This window comes from Streptomyces sp. NBC_00045 (assembly GCF_045041095.1).
Lineage (GTDB): Bacteria > Actinomycetota > Actinomycetes > Streptomycetales > Streptomycetaceae > Streptomyces.
Genome location: NZ_CP108271.1, coordinates 5,846,218 through 5,863,995 on the forward strand (window position 1 = coordinate 5,846,218; position 17,778 = coordinate 5,863,995).

At 67.8% G+C, this 17,778-nt stretch carries 6 protein-coding genes, 1 tRNA gene and 2 rRNA genes; 8 read left to right on the forward strand and 1 reads right to left on the reverse strand.

Translation table 11 applies throughout. From position 1 onward, the window contains the following. The first annotated feature begins 84 nt into the window (after positions 1-84). From OHA65_RS27535 to OHA65_RS27550, 4 genes are all read left to right on the forward strand, one after another. Positions 85-3,207: ribosomal RNA gene (locus tag OHA65_RS27535) — 23S ribosomal RNA — on the forward strand. A 77-nt stretch (positions 3,208-3,284) separates the two neighbouring features. Further along, positions 3,285-3,401, forward strand: a 5S ribosomal RNA gene (gene rrf, locus OHA65_RS27540). A gap of 5 nt (positions 3,402-3,406) precedes the next feature. After that, positions 3,407-3,482, forward strand: a tRNA-Thr gene (locus OHA65_RS27545). Positions 3,483-3,663: 181 nt separating this feature from the next. Beyond that, positions 3,664-4,278: a DUF308 domain-containing protein gene (locus OHA65_RS27550; RefSeq protein ID WP_327278863.1), complete on the forward strand. Its 615-nt coding sequence runs from the start codon at positions 3,664-3,666 to the stop codon at positions 4,276-4,278. A gap of 19 nt (positions 4,279-4,297) precedes the next feature. Here the strand turns inward: OHA65_RS27550 and OHA65_RS27555 are convergent, their stop codons facing one another. Further along, positions 4,298-6,859: a SpoIIE family protein phosphatase gene (locus tag OHA65_RS27555; RefSeq protein WP_371646686.1), complete on the reverse strand. Its 2,562-nt coding sequence runs from the start codon at positions 6,857-6,859 to the stop codon at positions 4,298-4,300. A 192-nt stretch (positions 6,860-7,051) separates the two neighbouring features. Between OHA65_RS27555 and OHA65_RS27560 the strand changes: the two genes are divergently transcribed. The 4 genes from OHA65_RS27560 to OHA65_RS27575 all read left to right on the forward strand — a co-directional run bounded on the left by OHA65_RS27560 (position 7,052) and on the right by OHA65_RS27575 (position 17,673). Continuing rightward, positions 7,052-12,583 carry a HAMP domain-containing protein gene (locus tag OHA65_RS27560; protein ID WP_328763920.1) on the forward strand — a complete coding sequence of 1,844 codons (5,532 nt, stop codon included), beginning with the start codon at positions 7,052-7,054 and terminating at the stop codon, positions 12,581-12,583. A gap of 277 nt (positions 12,584-12,860) precedes the next feature. Continuing rightward, complete coding sequence (locus tag OHA65_RS27565) at positions 12,861-13,541, forward strand: response regulator (protein ID WP_327278866.1); 681 nt, start codon at positions 12,861-12,863, stop codon at positions 13,539-13,541. Positions 13,542-13,697: 156 nt separating this feature from the next. Continuing rightward, complete coding sequence (locus OHA65_RS27570; RefSeq protein WP_405762594.1) at positions 13,698-16,469, forward strand: DNA translocase FtsK; 2,772 nt, start codon at positions 13,698-13,700, stop codon at positions 16,467-16,469. A 301-nt stretch (positions 16,470-16,770) separates the two neighbouring features. Beyond that, positions 16,771-17,673, forward strand: coding sequence for a RodZ domain-containing protein (locus OHA65_RS27575; RefSeq protein WP_327278868.1), 903 nt, complete (start codon positions 16,771-16,773; stop codon positions 17,671-17,673). The last annotated feature ends 105 nt before the right edge of the window (positions 17,674-17,778 follow it).

Genomic DNA, 17,778 nt, shown 5'->3' on the forward strand with positions numbered 1-17,778 from the left:
CCCAGTGAACTCGCCAGCTTGTCTGGTGGGGTGATGGGTGGCTGGTCGTTGTTTGAGAACTACACAGTGGACGCGAGCATCTGTGGCCAAGTTTTTAAGGGCGCACGGTGGATGCCTTGGCACCAGGAACCGATGAAGGACGTGAGAGGCCGCGATAGGCCCCGGGGAGCTGCCAACTGAGCTTTGATCCGGGGGTGTCCGAATGGGGAAACCCGGCAGTCGTCATGGGCTGTCACCCACTGCTGAACACATAGGCAGTGTGGAGGGAACGAGGGGAAGTGAAACATCTCAGTACCCTCAGGAAGAGAAAACAACCGTGATTCCGGGAGTAGTGGCGAGCGAAACCGGATGAGGCCAAACCGTATGCGTGTGATACCCGGCAGGGGTTGCGCATGCGGGGTTGTGGGAATTCTTTTGATCGGTCTGCCGGCCGGTCGGCGAGTCAGAAACCGTTGATGTAGTCGAAGGACATGCGAAAGGTCCGGCGTAGAGGGTAAGACCCCCGTAGACGAAACATTAGCGGCTTGCTTAAGAATCTCCCAAGTAGCACGGGGCCCGAGAAATCCCGTGTGAATCTGGCGGGACCACCCGCTAAGCCTAAATATTCCCTGGTGACCGATAGCGGATAGTACCGTGAGGGAATGGTGAAAAGTACCGCGGGAGCGGAGTGAAATAGTACCTGAAACCGTGTGCCTACAAGCCGTGGGAGCGTCGCTGTATGTGCTTGCACATACAGTCGTGACTGCGTGCCTTTTGAAGAATGAGCCTGCGAGTTAGCGGTGTGTAGCGAGGTTAACCCGTGTGGGGAAGCCGTAGCGAAAGCGAGTCCGAATAGGGCGATTGAGTTGCACGCTCTAGACCCGAAGCGGAGTGATCTAGCCATGGGCAGGTTGAAGCGGAGGTAAGACTTCGTGGAGGACCGAACCCACCAGGGTTGAAAACCTGGGGGATGACCTGTGGTTAGGGGTGAAAGGCCAATCAAACTCCGTGATAGCTGGTTCTCCCCGAAATGCATTTAGGTGCAGCGTCGTGTGTTTCTTGCCGGAGGTAGAGCACTGGATAGGCGATGGGCCCTACCGGGTTACTGACCTTAGCCAAACTCCGAATGCCGGTAAGTGAGAGCACGGCAGTGAGACTGTGGGGGATAAGCTCCATGGTCGAGAGGGAAACAGCCCAGAGCATCGACTAAGGCCCCTAAGCGTACGCTAAGTGGGAAAGGATGTGGAGTCGCAGAGACAACCAGGAGGTTGGCTTAGAAGCAGCCACCCTTGAAAGAGTGCGTAATAGCTCACTGGTCAAGTGATTCCGCGCCGACAATGTAGCGGGGCTCAAGCGTACCGCCGAAGTCGTGTCATTGCAGCAATAGGGCCAACGCCCGCTGTGATGGGTAGGGGAGCGTCGTGTGCCGGGTGAAGCAGCAGCGGAAGCTAGTTGTGGACGGTTCACGAGTGAGAATGCAGGCATGAGTAGCGATACACACGTGAGAAACGTGTGCGCCGATTGACTAAGGGTTCCTGGGTCAAGCTGATCTGCCCAGGGTAAGTCGGGACCTAAGGCGAGGCCGACAGGCGTAGTCGATGGACAACCGGTTGATATTCCGGTACCCGCTTTGAAACGCCCAATATCGAATCAGGCGATGCTAAGTCCGTGAAGCCGTTCCGGACCCTTCGGGGAAAGGAAAGTGGTGGAGCCGACGAACCAGACTTGTAGTAGGTAAGCGATGGGGTGACGCAGGAAGGTAGTCCAGCCCGGGCGGTGGTTGTCCCGGGGTAAGGGTGTAGGCCGAGGGGTAGGCAAATCCGTCCCTCATTAAGGCTGAGACCTGATGCCGAGCCGATTGTGGTGAAGTGGATGATCCTATGCTGTCGAGAAAAGCCTCTAGCGAGTTTCATGGCGGCCCGTACCCTAAACCGACTCAGGTGGTCAGGTAGAGAATACCGAGGCGTTCGGGTGAACTATGGTTAAGGAACTCGGCAAAATGCCCCCGTAACTTCGGGAGAAGGGGGGCCATCACTGGTGATCGGACTTGCTCCGTGAGCTGGGGGTGGCCGCAGAGACCAGCGAGAAGCGACTGTTTACTAAAAACACAGGTCCGTGCGAAGCCGTAAGGCGATGTATACGGACTGACGCCTGCCCGGTGCTGGAACGTTAAGGGGACCGGTTAGTGCACTTTCGGGTGTGCGAAGCTGAGAACTTAAGCGCCAGTAAACGGCGGTGGTAACTATAACCATCCTAAGGTAGCGAAATTCCTTGTCGGGTAAGTTCCGACCTGCACGAATGGCGTAACGACTTCTCGACTGTCTCAACCATAGGCCCGGTGAAATTGCACTACGAGTAAAGATGCTCGTTTCGCGCAGCAGGACGGAAAGACCCCGGGACCTTTACTACAGTTTGATATTGGTGTTCGGTTCGGCTTGTGTAGGATAGGTGGGAGACTTTGAAGCAGCCACGCCAGTGGTTGTGGAGTCGCCGTTGAAATACCACTCTGGTCGTGCTGGATGTCTAACCTCGGTCCGTGATCCGGATCAGGGACAGTGTCTGATGGGTAGTTTAACTGGGGCGGTTGCCTCCCAAAGGGTAACGGAGGCGCCCAAAGGTTCCCTCAGCCTGGTTGGCAATCAGGTGTTGAGTGTAAGTGCACAAGGGAGCTTGACTGTGAGACCGACGGGTCGAGCAGGGACGAAAGTCGGGACTAGTGATCCGGCGGTGGCTTGTGGAAGCGCCGTCGCTCAACGGATAAAAGGTACCCCGGGGATAACAGGCTGATCTTCCCCAAGAGTCCATATCGACGGGATGGTTTGGCACCTCGATGTCGGCTCGTCGCATCCTGGGGCTGGAGTCGGTCCCAAGGGTTGGGCTGTTCGCCCATTAAAGCGGTACGCGAGCTGGGTTTAGAACGTCGTGAGACAGTTCGGTCCCTATCCGCTGTGCGCGTAGGAATATTGAGAAGGGCTGTCCCTAGTACGAGAGGACCGGGACGGACGAACCTCTGGTGTGCCAGTTGTCCTGCCAAGGGCATGGCTGGTTGGCTACGTTCGGGAGGGATAACCGCTGAAAGCATCTAAGCGGGAAGCCTGCTTCAAGATGAGTATTCCCACCTCCTTGAGAGGGTAAGGCTCCCAGTAGACGACTGGGTTGATAGGCCAGATGTGGAAGCCCGGTAACGGGTGGAGCTGACTGGTACTAATAGGCCGAGGGCTTGTCCTCAGTTGCTCGCGTCCACTGTGTTAGTTCTGAAATAACGAACAGCTGTGATTTTAGCCAGCGTTCAAATTTCATAGTGTTTCGGTGGTCATAGCGTTAGGGAAACGCCCGGTTACATTCCGAACCCGGAAGCTAAGCCTTTCAGCGCCGATGGTACTGCAGGGGGGACCCTGTGGGAGAGTAGGACGCCGCCGAACAACCCGCCCTTTTAGCTCAGTCGGTAGAGCGTCTCCATGGTAAGGAGAAGGTCAACGGTTCGATTCCGTTAAAGGGCTCCATGAAAAAGGCCCCCGCCATTTGGCGGGGGCCTTTTTGCGTTTCGGGCGCGGTTGCCGGTAGGTGGATCCGTCGGAGGGCGGACTCCGGCTCGCCAACCTAAAATGGGCGGGAAGGGTAAACAAGGTACGACCGGCGGCTTCGACGTGCCCCTAGGGCCGTCCGGCCGGCCTGGGAGGCGTGATGTCCCTACCCCCTGACGCGGCGACACCGCAGCACGTGCAGAGCGACCCCGAGGACGTCCTCAAGCAGGTCGGAGCCTCATGGCGCTGGGCGCTCGGTTTCGCCCTCGCGACCCTGATCCCGGGCATCCTGGTACTCGTATGGCCCGACGAGACGCTGCACATCCTGGCCGTCATCATCGGCCTGCAGCTCCTCGTGGCAGGGGTCTTCCGGTTCGTCACCGCCTTCTCGCACAGCACCGACGGCGGCGGCAGACTGGCGAGCGTCCTGGTCGCCATACTGGCGTTCCTAGCGGGCGTCCTCGTACTGCGGCATCCGATGCAGACGATCGGGGCGCTGTCCCTGATCCTCGGAGTCTTCTGGCTGCTGACCGGAGTGCTCACGGCGTACGTCGCCATCGCCGACCGCGGGCTCGTACACCGGGGCCTGCTCTTCGGGCTGGGCGTCCTCGGCGCCGTCGCCGGCATCGTCGTGCTCTGCTTCCCGGTGGACTCCGCGGTCGCCCTGACCCGACTGCTGGGACTGTGGCTCGTCCTGCTCGGCGTATTCGAAGTGGTGATGGCCTTCGCACTGCGCTCCGCCACGCGCCGCATCAAGCCCGTGCCCCCGGGGTGAGCGTCCGGCCGCGCTCCGGCTAGTCGCCCTCGCGCGGCTGGGGGACGCGGAAGGCCAGGATGGCCATGTCGTCCGAGGCGGGTTCGGCCGCGAAGCGTTCCACCGCGCGCAGGACACGGGCGGCGACCGCGCCGGCCGTGAGGCCCGTGCAGGTGGTGAGGACCTCCGTGAGGCCATCGTCGCCGAGCATGCGGGTGCCCTCGCGGCGTTCCGTCACCCCGTCCGTGACGCACAGGAGCACGTCGCCCGGTTCCAGCGAGAGGGTCTGCTCGTAGAGGTCGAGGTCGTCGATGACGCCGAGCAGCGGCTGCGGGTCGGCGGCCGGGGTGACCCGGCCGTCCGGGCGCAGGCGCAGCGGCAGCGGATGGCCGGCGCAGACGACCTTCATCAGGGCGCCGCCGTCCGGCTGGGGGTGGAGTTCGCCGTACAGGAGGGTGAGGAAGCGGCTGCGGGCGCCCTCGTCGAGGATGGCCGCGTTGAGCCGCTCCAGCACCGCCGGGCCGCCGAGTCCCTCGCGGGCCAGGAGGCGCAGGGCGTGCCGGGCGAGACCGGTGACGGCGGCCGCCTCGGGACCCGTACCGCAGACGTCGCCGATGGCGAAGCCGTACGCGCCGTCACGGATGGGGAAGACGTCGTAGAAGTCGCCGCCCACCTCGTTGCCCTCGCCCGCCGCGCGGTAGATGACCTCGACCTCCATGCCGGGGATCGCGGGCGAGCCGGGCGGGAGCAGGCTGCGCTGCAGGGAGCGGCTGATCGCGGTGCGCTCGGAGTAGAGGCGGGCGTTGTCGAGGGCGAGGGCGGCCCGGCGGGAGAGGTCCTCGGCGAGTTCGAGGATCTCCTGGCGGAAGTGCTCCTCGGACGGCTTGCCGAGGGTGAGCATGCCGATCACGCGGTTGCGGGCCAGGAGGGGCAGGACGACGGTCTCCCCGCCGACCGCGAGCGCCGTCTCGGGCCAGGGGCGGGCGCCGGCCTCGCGGACCGGTTCCGGCGGGCTGACGCGGGACAGCAGGGCCTTGAGGCCGTCGATGCGTTCCTCGTCCTCGTGCAGGACGTACGAGAGGTAGGGATCGGAGGACTGGTCGGCGATCGTGTAGACGGCGCACCAAGTGGCCAGCGTCGGGACGGTCATCTGCGCCATGAGGGCCAGGGTCTGGTCCCGGTCGAGGGTGCCCGCGAGCAGGTCGGAGGCCTCGACGAGGAAGGACAGGGAGCCGCGGCGCAGCCGTTCCAGCTCGCCGAGGCGGGCGGACTCGACGGCGAGGGCGATGCGGTCGGCGGCGAACTGGAGACGCAGGGCCTCGGCGTTGGAGTAGCGGCCCGGGCCCTCGGCGGCGACGCCGAGTGAGCCGGTGAGCCGGCCCTCGACCTTGAGCGGAACGGTGATCACCGAGCGCATGCCGGTGGCCTCCAGGAGCGGGACGGCTCCGGGGACGGCGGCGAGGTCGTCGTGGACGGCGGGCATGCGCGCGGAGCCGTACCGGTTGGTGCCGGCCTCGACGGGGACGCGGGCGAAGCGCTGGCGGGTGGAGGGTAGCCCGGTCGTGGCACGGACTTCCAGCTCGGTCTCGTCGTCGGTGGCCAGCAGCAGGAAGGCGGAGTCGGCGTCGAGCATGTCGCGGGCGCGTTCGACGGTGCGCTGGAGCAGTCCGTCGAGGTCATCGGGGGCGGGGGAGCCGATGAAGACCTCGAAGGGGTCCACGGGGCGGGGTTCGGTGAGCTGAAGGCTGTCGGCGGCGGCCACCCGTACGGGGGTCTGGAGCAGGGCCCGCTCGTCGTCGTGGACCAGCAGGCAGACGATGGAGGGCTCGCCCTGGGCATCGCGGACCCGCAGGTGGGAGGCGTACACGGGGATCACGCGGCCGTCGGCGCCGCGAATGCCGTAGCTGCCCTCCCAGCGGGACAGCCGCAGGGCCTCGGCGATGCCGGTGCCGGTGCCGGGGGTCTGGGGCCAGGCGGCGAGCTCGGCGAGCGGGCGGCCGACGACCTTCTCCGCGGAGTGGCCGAAGACGTGCTCCGCGTCCTCGTTCCAGGCGGAGACCGCGTCGGAGGCGTCGATCTGGAGGACCGCGACGCGGACCCGGCTGTCGGCGAGCGGCAGGAGCCGGTCCGGGACGACGGGCCCGGCGGAGCGGGTACCGACCGGCCGGTCCGGGAGGTCGAGCCGGAACCACACGTGCTTGTGGGTGGCGGTGTACTCGACTCCCCAGCGGGTGGCGAGGGCGGCGCAGAGCATCAGCCCGCGGCCGTTCTCCCGGTCGGGGTCCGCGTACGGGCGCTCGCCGGGGTACTGGAGCGGGAGCTCGCGCTCGGGATACCGGTCGGCGATCTCCACGCGTACCCCGTCCCCGGAGCGCAGGCAGAGGACCTCGGCCTTGGTGCCGGCGTGGACCACGGCGTTCGTGACGAGCTCGCTGGTGAGGACCACGGCGTCGTCGACGATGTCCGCGAAGCCCCATCCTTGGAGGGTGTCGCGGACGAACGCTCGGGCCGCGGCGACCGAGCGCCCGAGGGGGTCGAAGCTGGCAGCCGCCCGAGCCGTGATCACGAGTCTCCTTCGACGCGGTTGGACATCGGGTGCCAGGTTACTTACCTTCGCGGTCGGCTTGGTGCCGTCGTCAGGGATTCCACCCGCAGGGTGCGGCCGGTGTGCGATGGTGCCGAAGTGTTATGGCCGGGTTCGGCCAGGGTGAAACACTGGGCAGGATCGGATAGCCGGGCGTGCGACTCGCCGGGTGTCGGTGGAACAGCGGTCGACCCTTTCGGGAGGGACACGGTGGAGTCTGGCGCAGCGGTGCGGCGTACGGGAACGCGCCCGAAAGGCGGGAGGTCCCGCCGGAACGGCACGACGGAAGTCGATACCGCGGCCCTGAACCGGCTGCTCACAGCCCTGGTGTCGATGCGGGACGGGAATTTCCGCAAGCGGCTGACGGTGTCCGGCGAGGGCGTGATGGCGGAGATCGCCGCCGTCTACAACGAGGTCGCCGACCGGAACCTCCATCTCACGGGAGAGCTCTCCCGCGTGCGGCGGATGGTGGGCCGCGAGGGGAAGCTGAGCGAACGGCTGGAAACAGGCGCTTGCGAGGGCTCCTGGGCGGCTGCGATCGACGCCTCGAACCAGCTGGTGGACGATCTTGCGCGGCCGGTGTCCGAGGTGGGCCGGGTGCTGTCGGCGGTCGCCGAGGGCGATCTGGACCAGCGGATGGACCTGCGGACGCAGACGGCGGACGGGGCCGGGCATCCGCTGCGCGGTGAGTTCCTGAAGGTCGGGCGCACGGTCAACAACCTCGTCGACCAGCTGTCCGCGTTCACCGACGAGGTGACGCGCGTGGCGCTGGAGGTGGGTACCGAGGGCAAGCTCGGCGGTCAGGCCCAAGTGCGTGGAATGTCGGGTTCTTGGAAGGACCTGACCGACTCCGTCAACACGATGGCGTACCGGCTCACCGCTCAGGTGCGTGACATCGCTCTCGTCACGACGGCGGTGGCGAAGGGCGATCTGTCGCGCAAGGTCACGGTGCACGTGGCCGGCGAGATGCTCCAGCTGAAGAACACCGTGAACACGATGGTGGACCAGCTGTCGTCGTTCTCCTCCGAGGTGACCCGGGTGGCCCGCGAGGTGGGCACGGAGGGTGAGCTGGGCGGTCAGGCGAAGGTGCCCGGGGTCGCAGGGGTGTGGAAGGACCTGACCGACTCCGTCAACACGATGGCGGGCAACCTGACGGCCCAGGTGCGCGGGATCGCGCAGGTCACGACGGCCGTCGCCAATGGCGACCTGTCGCAGAAGGTGCGGGTCAGCGCGCGCGGCGAGGTGGCGCAGCTGGCCGAAACGATCAATCAGATGACGGAGACCCTGCGCACCTTCGCGGACGAGGTCACCAGGGTGGCCAGCGAGGTCGGGGCGAAGGGTCTGCTGGGCGGCCAGGCCCAGGTGCCGGGTGCGGCGGGTACCTGGAAGGACCTCACCGATTCGGTGAACACGGTCTTCCGCAACCTGACCACGCAGGTGCGGGACATCGCGCAGGTGACGACCGCCGTGGCCAACGGCGACCTCTCGCAGAAGGTCACGGTCGACGTGGCCGGCGAGATGCTGGAGCTGAAGAACACCGTCAACACGATGGTGGACCAGCTCCAGTCCTTCGGTGCGGAAGTGACGCGTGTGGCCCGTGAGGTCGGCGTCGAGGGTGAGCTGGGCGGCCAGGCGCAGGTGCCGGGTGCGGCGGGTACGTGGAAGGACCTCACCGATTCGGTGAACACCGCCTTCCGCAACCTGACCGGCCAGGTCCGCAACATCGCGCAGGTGACGACGGCGGTGGCCAACGGCGACCTGTCGCAGAAGGTCACCGTGGACGTCTCGGGCGAGATGCTCCAGCTGAAGAACACCGTGAACACGATGGTGGACCAGCTGTCGAGCTTCGCCGACCAGGTCACGCGGATGGCGCGGGACGTGGGTACGGAGGGCCGGCTCGGCGGCCAGGCCCGTGTGGAGGGGGTGTCCGGGACGTGGAAGGAGCTCACCGACTCCGTCAACTTCATGGCCGGCAACCTGACCTCCCAGGTGCGCCAGATCGCCCAGGTGACCACGGCGGTGGCCCGTGGTGACCTGTCCCAGAAGATCGACGTGGATGCGCGCGGCGAGATCCTGGAGCTGAAGAACACCATCAACACCATGGTCGACCAGCTATCGGCCTTCGCGGAGCAGGTGACCCGGGTGGCCCGGGACGTGGGTACGGAGGGCCGCCTCGGCGGCCAGGCGCAGGTGCCGGGAGTGGCCGGCGTGTGGCGCGACCTCACGGACTCGGTGAACGGCATGGCCGGGAACCTGACCTCGCAGGTGCGCAACATCGCTCAGGTGGCGACGGCGGTGGCGCGCGGTGACCTGTCCCAGAAGATCGACGTGGATGCGCGCGGCGAGATCCTGGAGCTGAAGAACACCCTCAACACGATGGTGGACCAGCTCTCGAACTTCGCGGAGCAGGTGACCCGCGTCGCCCGTGAGGTGGGCACCGAGGGCATCCTGGGCGGCCAGGCCGAGGTGAAGGGCGTCTCGGGCACCTGGAAGGACCTCACGCAGTCCGTCAACTTCATGGCGAACAACCTGACCTCGCAGGTGCGCAACATCGCCGAGGTGACGACGGCGGTCGCGATGGGCGATCTCTCCAAGAAGATCACCGTGGATGCCAAGGGCGAGATCCTCGAACTCGTCACGACCGTCAACACGATGGTCGACCAGCTGTCCTCGTTCGCGGAGCAGGTGACGCGGGTCGCCCGCGAGGTGGGTTCCGAGGGCATCCTCGGCGGCCAGGCGCGGGTGCGCGGGGTGACGGGCATCTGGAAGGACCTGACCGACAACGTCAACCTGATGGCCAACAACCTGACGTCGCAGGTGCGCAACATTTCGCAGGTCTCGGCGGCGGTCGCCAACGGTGATCTGACGAAGAAGGTCACGGTGGAGGCGCGCGGCGAGGTCGCGCAGCTCGCCGACACGGTCAACACGATGGTCAAGACCCTGTCCTCGTTCGCGGACGAGGTCACGCGCGTGGCCCGCGAGGTGGGTACGGAGGGCCGGCTCGGCGGCCAGGCGCACGTGCCGGGTGTGTCGGGGACGTGGAAGGACCTCACCGATTCGGTGAACTTCATGGCCTCCAACCTCACCGGTCAGGTGCGGCAGATCGCCATGGTCACGACCGCCATCGCCAAGGGCGACATGACCAAGAAGATCGACATCGATGCGCGCGGCGAGATCCTGGAGCTCAAGACCACCATCAACACGATGGTCGACCAGCTGTCTTCGTTCGCCGACCAGGTGACCCGGGTGGCCCGTGAGGTGGGCACCGAGGGCATCCTGGGCGGGCAGGCGCGGGTGCGGGACGTGGACGGCACCTGGCGCGACCTCACGGAGTCCGTGAACGAGATGGCCGGCAACCTCACCCGGCAGGTGCGCGCGATCGCGGCAGTGGCCACCGCGGTGACCCGCGGAGACCTCAACCTGAAGATCGACGTGGACGCGGCGGGCGAGATCCAGGTCCTCCAGGACAACATCAACACGATGATCGCGAACCTGCGCGACACCACGTTGGCCAACAAGGAACAGGACTGGCTGAAGGGCAACCTCGCCCGGATCTCCGCCCTGATGCAGGGCCGCCGCGAACTGGACGACGTGGCGTCGCTCATCATGAGCGAGCTGACCCCGGTGGTCTCGGCGCAGCACGGCGCGTTCTTCCTGGTCCTGCCGACCGGCGGGAGCACCGAGATCGGGACGGAGGGCGGCCCTGACGGCTCGTACGAGCTTCGGATGCGCGGGAGTTACGCGTACGCGGGCGGCCAGATGCCCATGTCGTTCCGGCCGGGGGAGGGGCTGATCGGGACCGTCGCCGAGGAGAAGCGGACGATCCTGGTCGAGAACACCCCGCCCGGCTATCTGAAGATCTCCTCGGGGCTCGGGGAGGCGCCGCCGGCGCACGTGATCGTGCTGCCGGTGCTGTTCGAGGGGAAGGTGCTCGGCGTCATCGAGCTGGCGTCCTTCCAGCCCTTCACGCAGATCCAGAAGGACTTCCTGAGCCAGATCGCCGAGATGATCGGTACGAGCGTCAACACGATCAGCGTGAACTCCAAGACGGAGATGCTGCTCAAGCAGTCGCAGGAAATGACCGAGCAGCTGCGCGAGCGCTCCGACGAGCTGGAGAACCGGCAGAAGGCGCTCCAGGCCGCCAATGCCGAGCTGGAGGAGAAGGCGGAGCTGCTCGCCCAGCAGAACCGGGACATCGAGGTGAAGAACACCGAGATCGAAGAGGCCCGGCAGGTGCTGGAGGAGCGCGCCGAGCAGCTCGCGGTCTCGATGCGCTACAAGTCCGAGTTCCTGGCGAACATGTCGCACGAGCTGCGCACGCCGCTCAACTCGCTGCTGATCCTGGCCAAGCTGCTCGCCGACAACGCGGACGAGAACCTGTCGCCGAAGCAGGTGGAGTTCGCCGAGACCATCCACGGGGCGGGCTCGGACCTGCTCCAGCTGATCAACGACATCCTGGACCTGTCGAAGGTCGAGGCCGGGAAGATGGACGTCTCGCCGACCCGGATCGCGCTCGTTCAGCTCGTGGACTACGTGGAGGCGACCTTCCGGCCGCTGACCGCGGAGAAGGGGCTGGACTTCTCCGTACGGGTCTCCCCGGAGCTTCCGGCGACCCTGCACACCGACGAGCAGAGGCTGCTCCAGGTGCTGCGCAACCTGCTGTCGAACGCGGTGAAGTTCACCGACACCGGGGCGGTGGAGCTGGTGATCCGGCCCGCCGGTTCGGACGTGCCGACGGCGATCCGGGAGCAGTTGCTGGAGGCCGGTTCGCTGCGGGAGGCGGACGCGGACCTGATCGCCTTCTCGGTGACGGACACCGGGATCGGGATCGCGGCGAGCAAGATGTTGGTCATCTTCGAGGCGTTCAAGCAGGCCGACGGCACCACCAGCAGGAAGTACGGCGGTACGGGGCTCGGGCTGTCGATCAGCCGGGAGATCGCGCGGCTGCTGGGCGGTGAGATCCACGCGGCGAGCGAGCCCGGCCGCGGATCCACGTTCACGCTGTACCTGCCGCTGCACCCGAGCGAGTTGCCGCCGCAGGGTTACGCGCCGCCCACGCCCGGTGGGGCGCGCGGCGAGGTGTACCGCAGGCAGGCGGACGGGGCGCGGCCCGCGCTGCCGGCGGCCCCGGCGGCGCCCGTACCCGTACCGCAGGCGCAGGCGCAGCACGCGCGGCCCGGGCTGCCGGCCGCCGAGCCGGTCGGTCAGGGGCAGGGCGGCGCCGCGCTGTTCCGGCGGCGGCGCAAGGCGCTGAGCGACCTGGAGCCGCGCACGGCGGTGCCGGGGCAGCCGAACGTGCAGGGACCCGAGGACGGTTGGGCCAACCCGGCGGAGGAACTTCCGGTGTTGCCCCGGACGTACGACTTCCACGGCGAGAAGGTGCTCATCGTGGACGACGACGTCCGCAACGTCTTCGCGCTGACGAGCGTGCTGGAGCAGCACGGGCTGGCGGTGCTGTACGCCGAGAACGGCCGCGAGGGGATCGAGGTCCTGGAGCAGCACGACGACGTGACCGTCGTGCTGATGGACATCATGATGCCGGAGATGGACGGGTACGCGACGACGTCGGCGATCCGGCGGATGCCACAGTTCGCCGGGCTGCCGATCATCGCGCTGACGGCGAAGGCGATGAAGGGGGACCGGGAGAAGGCGATCGATTCCGGAGCTTCCGACTATGTCACCAAGCCGGTCGACCCCGACTTCCTCCTGTCGGTCATGGAACAGTGGATGCGGGGCAAGTGATCGACGGGCGAGCGCTCTGATACCAATTGCTGACTGACTGTGGCGAAAACGGTGTGGAAGGGCGGGAGGCGGGGAACCTTCTGCTCTCCCACACCGTTTCTGCTTCGTGCACAGTGACATCTTGGTGACAGGGTGTGGCGATCTCGGGACTGGGGCTACGATGACCGGCACAAGGACGGACGGCGCAAGGATGCCGTCCTCTTCTGGGGCGGGGCCCGGCGTACAGGCCGGTGCCAGGAGCCGGGGAGGCCCCATGCCGGGGCGAGGAGGACAGGGCATGGTGCAGAAGGCCAAGATCCTCCTGGTCGATGACCGGCCGGAGAATCTGCTGGCGCTGGAGGCCATCCTCTCCGCGCTCGATCAGACACTGGTCAGGGCGTCGTCGGGGGAGGAAGCGCTCAAGGCGCTGCTGACGGACGATTTCGCGGTCATCCTGCTGGACGTGCAGATGCCCGGGATGGATGGGTTCGAGACCGCCGCGCACATCAAGCGGCGCGAGCGGACCCGGGACATCCCGATCATCTTCCTCACCGCGATCAATCACGGTCCGCACCACACGTTCCGCGGCTACGCCGCCGGCGCGGTGGACTACATCTCCAAGCCCTTCGACCCGTGGGTGCTGCGGGCCAAGGTCTCGGTGTTCGTGGAGCTGTACACGAAGAACTGCCAGCTGCGGGAGCAGGCGGCGCTGCTGCGGCTCCAGCTGGAGGGCGGCGGCTCCAACGGCGACGGCAGCAAGGAGACGGCGGGCCTGCTGGCCGAGCTGTCCGCACGGCTCGCGGCGGTCGAGGAGCAGGCCGAGGCGCTGACCAAGCAACTCGGCGAGGAATCCGCCGATGCGGCGGTCGTGGCGACCGCCGCCCACCTGGAGCGCAAGCTCACCGGACTGCGGCGGGCGCTCGACGCGCTGGAGCCGGGGACCGGTGGGGGAGCGCCGGTGCTGCCCGCGCAGGGCTGAGCGCTCCGCACGGCCGCGTACCGGGGCTTACCCGCGGGCCGTTCGGTCGGGCCCGGGTCTGGCGGTCCGTCAAAGCACTGACGCGGCGCGCGACACGAACGGGTGAAGGGGTGGGCACGCGTGTCCACCGGCGCGCGCACCGGTAACCTCGGGCCCATGGCCTCACGTACGTCCGGCAAGGGTTCCCAGAGCACAGCGGGCACCGCGAAGGGCCGCACCGGCCGGACGACGGCGCCGGCGAAGAAGGCGGCTCCCGCCCGCAAGCCCGCCGCGAAGAAAGCCGCGGCGCCCCGGCGCGCCCCCGTCAAGAAGGCGGCGCCCAAGCCCGCGCCGTCTCCGACCGGGGGCGTGGTGCGGCTGGTGCGTGCCGTGTGGCTGGGCTGTGCGCACGCGGTCGGCGCGGTATTCCGGGGGATCGGGCAGGGGGCCAAGAACCTCGACCCCGCCCACCGCAAGGACGGCGTCGCACTGCTGTTGCTCGCCCTCGCACTGATCGTCGCCGCCGGTACCTGGTCGAACCTGAGCGGTCCCGTCGGGGATCTGGTCACCATGCTGGTCACCGGTGCCTTCGGGCGACTGGATCTGCTCGTGCCGATCCTGCTCGGCGTCATGGCGGTGCGTTTCATCCGCCATCCCGAGCAGCCCGACGCCAACGGCCGGATCGGCGTCGGCCTCTCCGCGCTCGTCATCGGGGTGCTCGGCCTCGTGCACATCGCCTGCGGGGCGCCCGGCCGCGACGAGGGAACCACCGCCATGCAGAACGCGGGCGGCCTCATCGGCTGGGGGGCCTCGAAGCCGCTGATTTTTACCATGGGCGCGCCGCTGGCCGTACCGATGCTGGTGCTGCTCACGGTCTTCGGGCTGCTCGTGGTCACCGCGACCCCGGTCAACGCGATCCCGCAGCGGCTGCGCAGGCTCGGCATCCGGCTCGGGATCATCGCCCCGAACGAATACGACGAGGGGTTCGGGGAGGACGGAGCCGCCGGCCGGCACGACCCCGAGCAGTGGCGGGCCCGCTCGGGGGCCGCCGACCAGGGTGGGCCGGCGGACACGGACGGCGCCGACGCCGCCGAGGAGCAGGCGCTCGCCCGGCGGCGGCGCCCGCGCAGGAGCACGGCCCGGCCGGCCCTCGACCGGGAGATGGACGCCGTCGACGTGGCCGCGGCGGCCGCCGCCGCCCTGGACGGTGTGGTGCTCGGCGGGATGCCGCCCTCCCCGGTGGTCGCCGACCTCACGCACGGCATCTCCCCGAAGCCCGAGGGCGTGGAGATCACCGCCGCGGTGCCGTCCGCGCGTCTGGAGCGACCCAAGGCCGCCGGGCCGGCGCCGGCCGAGCCGCCGCACGACACCACCGCCGCGGCTTCCGGGACCTTGTCGGTGCCGGACCTCACCAAGGCCGCGCCGCCGCCCCAGTCACTGCCGCCGCGCGCCGAGCAGCTCCAGCTGCGGGGGGACATCACCTACGCCCTGCCCTCGCTCGACCTGCTGGAGAAGGGCGGACCCGGTAAGACCCGCAGCGCCGCCAACGATGCGGTCGTCGCCTCGCTGACCAACGTCTTCACCGAGTTCAAGGTCGATGCCCGGGTCACCGGCTTCACCCGCGGCCCGACGGTGACCCGCTACGAGGTGGAGCTCGGCCCGGCCGTCAAGGTCGAGCGGATCACCGCGCTCGCCAAGAACATCGCCTACGCGGTGGCCTCGCCGGACGTGCGGATCATCAGTCCGATCCCGGGCAAGTCGGCGGTCGGCATCGAGATCCCGAACACCGACCGCGAGATGGTCAACCTGGGCGACGTGCTCAGGCTGGCGGACGCGGCCGAGGACGACCACCCGATGCTGGTGGCGCTCGGCAAGGACGTCGAGGGCGGCTACGTCATGGCCAACCTCGCGAAGATGCCGCACGTGCTCGTCGCCGGCGCCACTGGCTCCGGAAAGTCCTCCTGCATCAACTGCCTGATCACCTCGGTCATGGTGCGGGCCACCCCGGAGGACGTCCGGATGGTGCTCGTCGACCCCAAGCGGGTGGAGCTGACGGCGTACGAGGGCATCCCGCACCTGATCACGCCGATCATCACCAACCCCAAGCGGGCCGCCGAGGCGCTCCAATGGGTCGTGCGCGAGATGGACCTGCGCTACGACGACCTGGCCGCCTTCGGCTACCGGCACATCGACGACTTCAACCAGGCCATCCGGGACGGCAAGATCAAACTGCCGCCGGGCAGCGAGCGGGAGCTGAGCCCGTACCCGTACCTGCTGGTGATCGTCGACGAGCTCGCCGACCTGATGATGGTGGCTCCGCGCGACGTCGAGGACTCGATCGTCCGGATCACCCAGCTGGCCCGCGCGGCCGGCATCCACCTGGTGCTCGCCACCCAGCGGCCCTCGGTGGACGTGGTCACCGGCCTGATCAAGGCGAACGTGCCCTCGCGGCTCGCGTTCGCCACCTCCTCCCTCGCCGACAGCCGGGTCATCCTCGACCAGCCGGGCGCCGAGAAGCTGATCGGCAAGGGCGACGGGCTGTTCCTGCCCATGGGCGCCAACAAGCCGGTCCGCCTCCAGGGCGCCTTCGTCACCGAGGACGAGATCGCCGGGATCGTGCAGCACTGCAAGGACCAGATGGCGCCCGTCTTCCGGGACGACGTCACCGTCGGGCAGAAGCAGAAGAAGGAGATCGACGAGGAGATCGGCGACGACCTGGACCTGCTGTGCCAGGCGGCCGAGCTGGTGGTCTCCACCCAGTTCGGGTCGACCTCGATGCTCCAGCGCAAGCTCCGGGTCGGCTTCGCCAAGGCGGGCCGGCTCATGGACCTCATGGAGTCGCGGGGGGTCGTCGGCCCGAGCGAGGGTTCGAAGGCCCGTGACGTCCTGGTGAAGGCGGACGAGCTGGACGGGGTCCTCGCCGTCATCCGTGGGGAGGACCAGCCGTAGCGGATCCGGTGGGCCGGCCGACACCGCCTCGGGGACGCCGCGGGCGGCCCGTCGGAGGCCTGGCGGGCGGGCGCGGAGGTGGCCATTTTGCAGTCCGTTCGGCGGGCAACCGTTTCCCCTGGGCCCGCGTCTAGTTGAGGGAGATGGCGGCCCCGCGTGCTGCGCCGGGCTGCTGCACCGCCCCGGACTCCCCCTTGCCATTCGGATGGCGTAGGAAGTCCACCCTCCGGTTGCTCCACCCTTTCGTCACCCCCCTAGACTGGGAATCCAGCAGGTGGCTACACGCTCGAAAGGCGCCCTCGTGTCCATCGGCAACTCCAACTCCCCCGAAGACGAGCGGCCTTCGACCGACGACCGCTCCGAGGACCGCATCATCGAACCCACGATCGAAGGACCGTCCATCGGGACGGCCCTGAAGCAGGCCCGGATCGCCGCCGGGCTCACCGTCGACGAGGTCAGCTCCACCACCCGCGTGCGCATCCCGATCGTGCACGCGATCGAAGCCGACGACTTCACGCGGTGCGGCGGCGACGTCTACGCCCGCGGTCACATCCGTACGCTCGCCCGCGCCGTGCGCATCGATCCGGAACCCTTGGTCGACGCGTACGACGCGGCCCACGGCGGCCGGCCGGCACCCACCCCCGCCGCGCCGATGTTCGAAGCGGAGCGGATCCGCCCCGAGCGGCAGCGGCCCAACTGGACCGCGGCCATGGTGGCCGCCATCGTCGCCGTGATCGGCTTCGTCGGCTTCACCGCGTTCGGCGGCGGTGACGCGAAGGACAAGCGGCCGGTGGCGGAAGGTTCCGCCCCGCAGGCCGCGCCCAAGCAGTCGGCCGGGAAGCCGGCCGCCCAGCCCCCGCAGGCCCCGCAGACCCCGAAGGCGCCCGCTCCGGAGCCCTCGGACAGTGCGATCGCCGCCGCGCCCAAGGACCTCGTCACGGTCGTCCTGACGGCGAACGACGGCGAGAGCTGGATCTCCGCGAAGGACCACAGCGGCCGGCTGCTGTTCGACGGGACGCTGGCCCCCGGCCAGTCCAAGACCTTCACGGACAAGGAATCCATCGACCTCGTCCTCGGCGACGCCGGTGTCGTGAAGCTCTTCGTGAACGGCAAGGAGATCAAGGACGATTTCCAGCCGGGCCAGGTGGAACGCCTCACATACACCAAGGACGACCCCCGCCAGGGACCGGCCCAGGCGGGCTGATAAGGCGCTGAATCCTTGATTCCGGGTCCCCGGGGTGCTGCGCCGCACCCCGGGGATCTTGGTTTACCGGGACTTGGGGCAGGGGTCGGCGTTTGGACAAAGTAG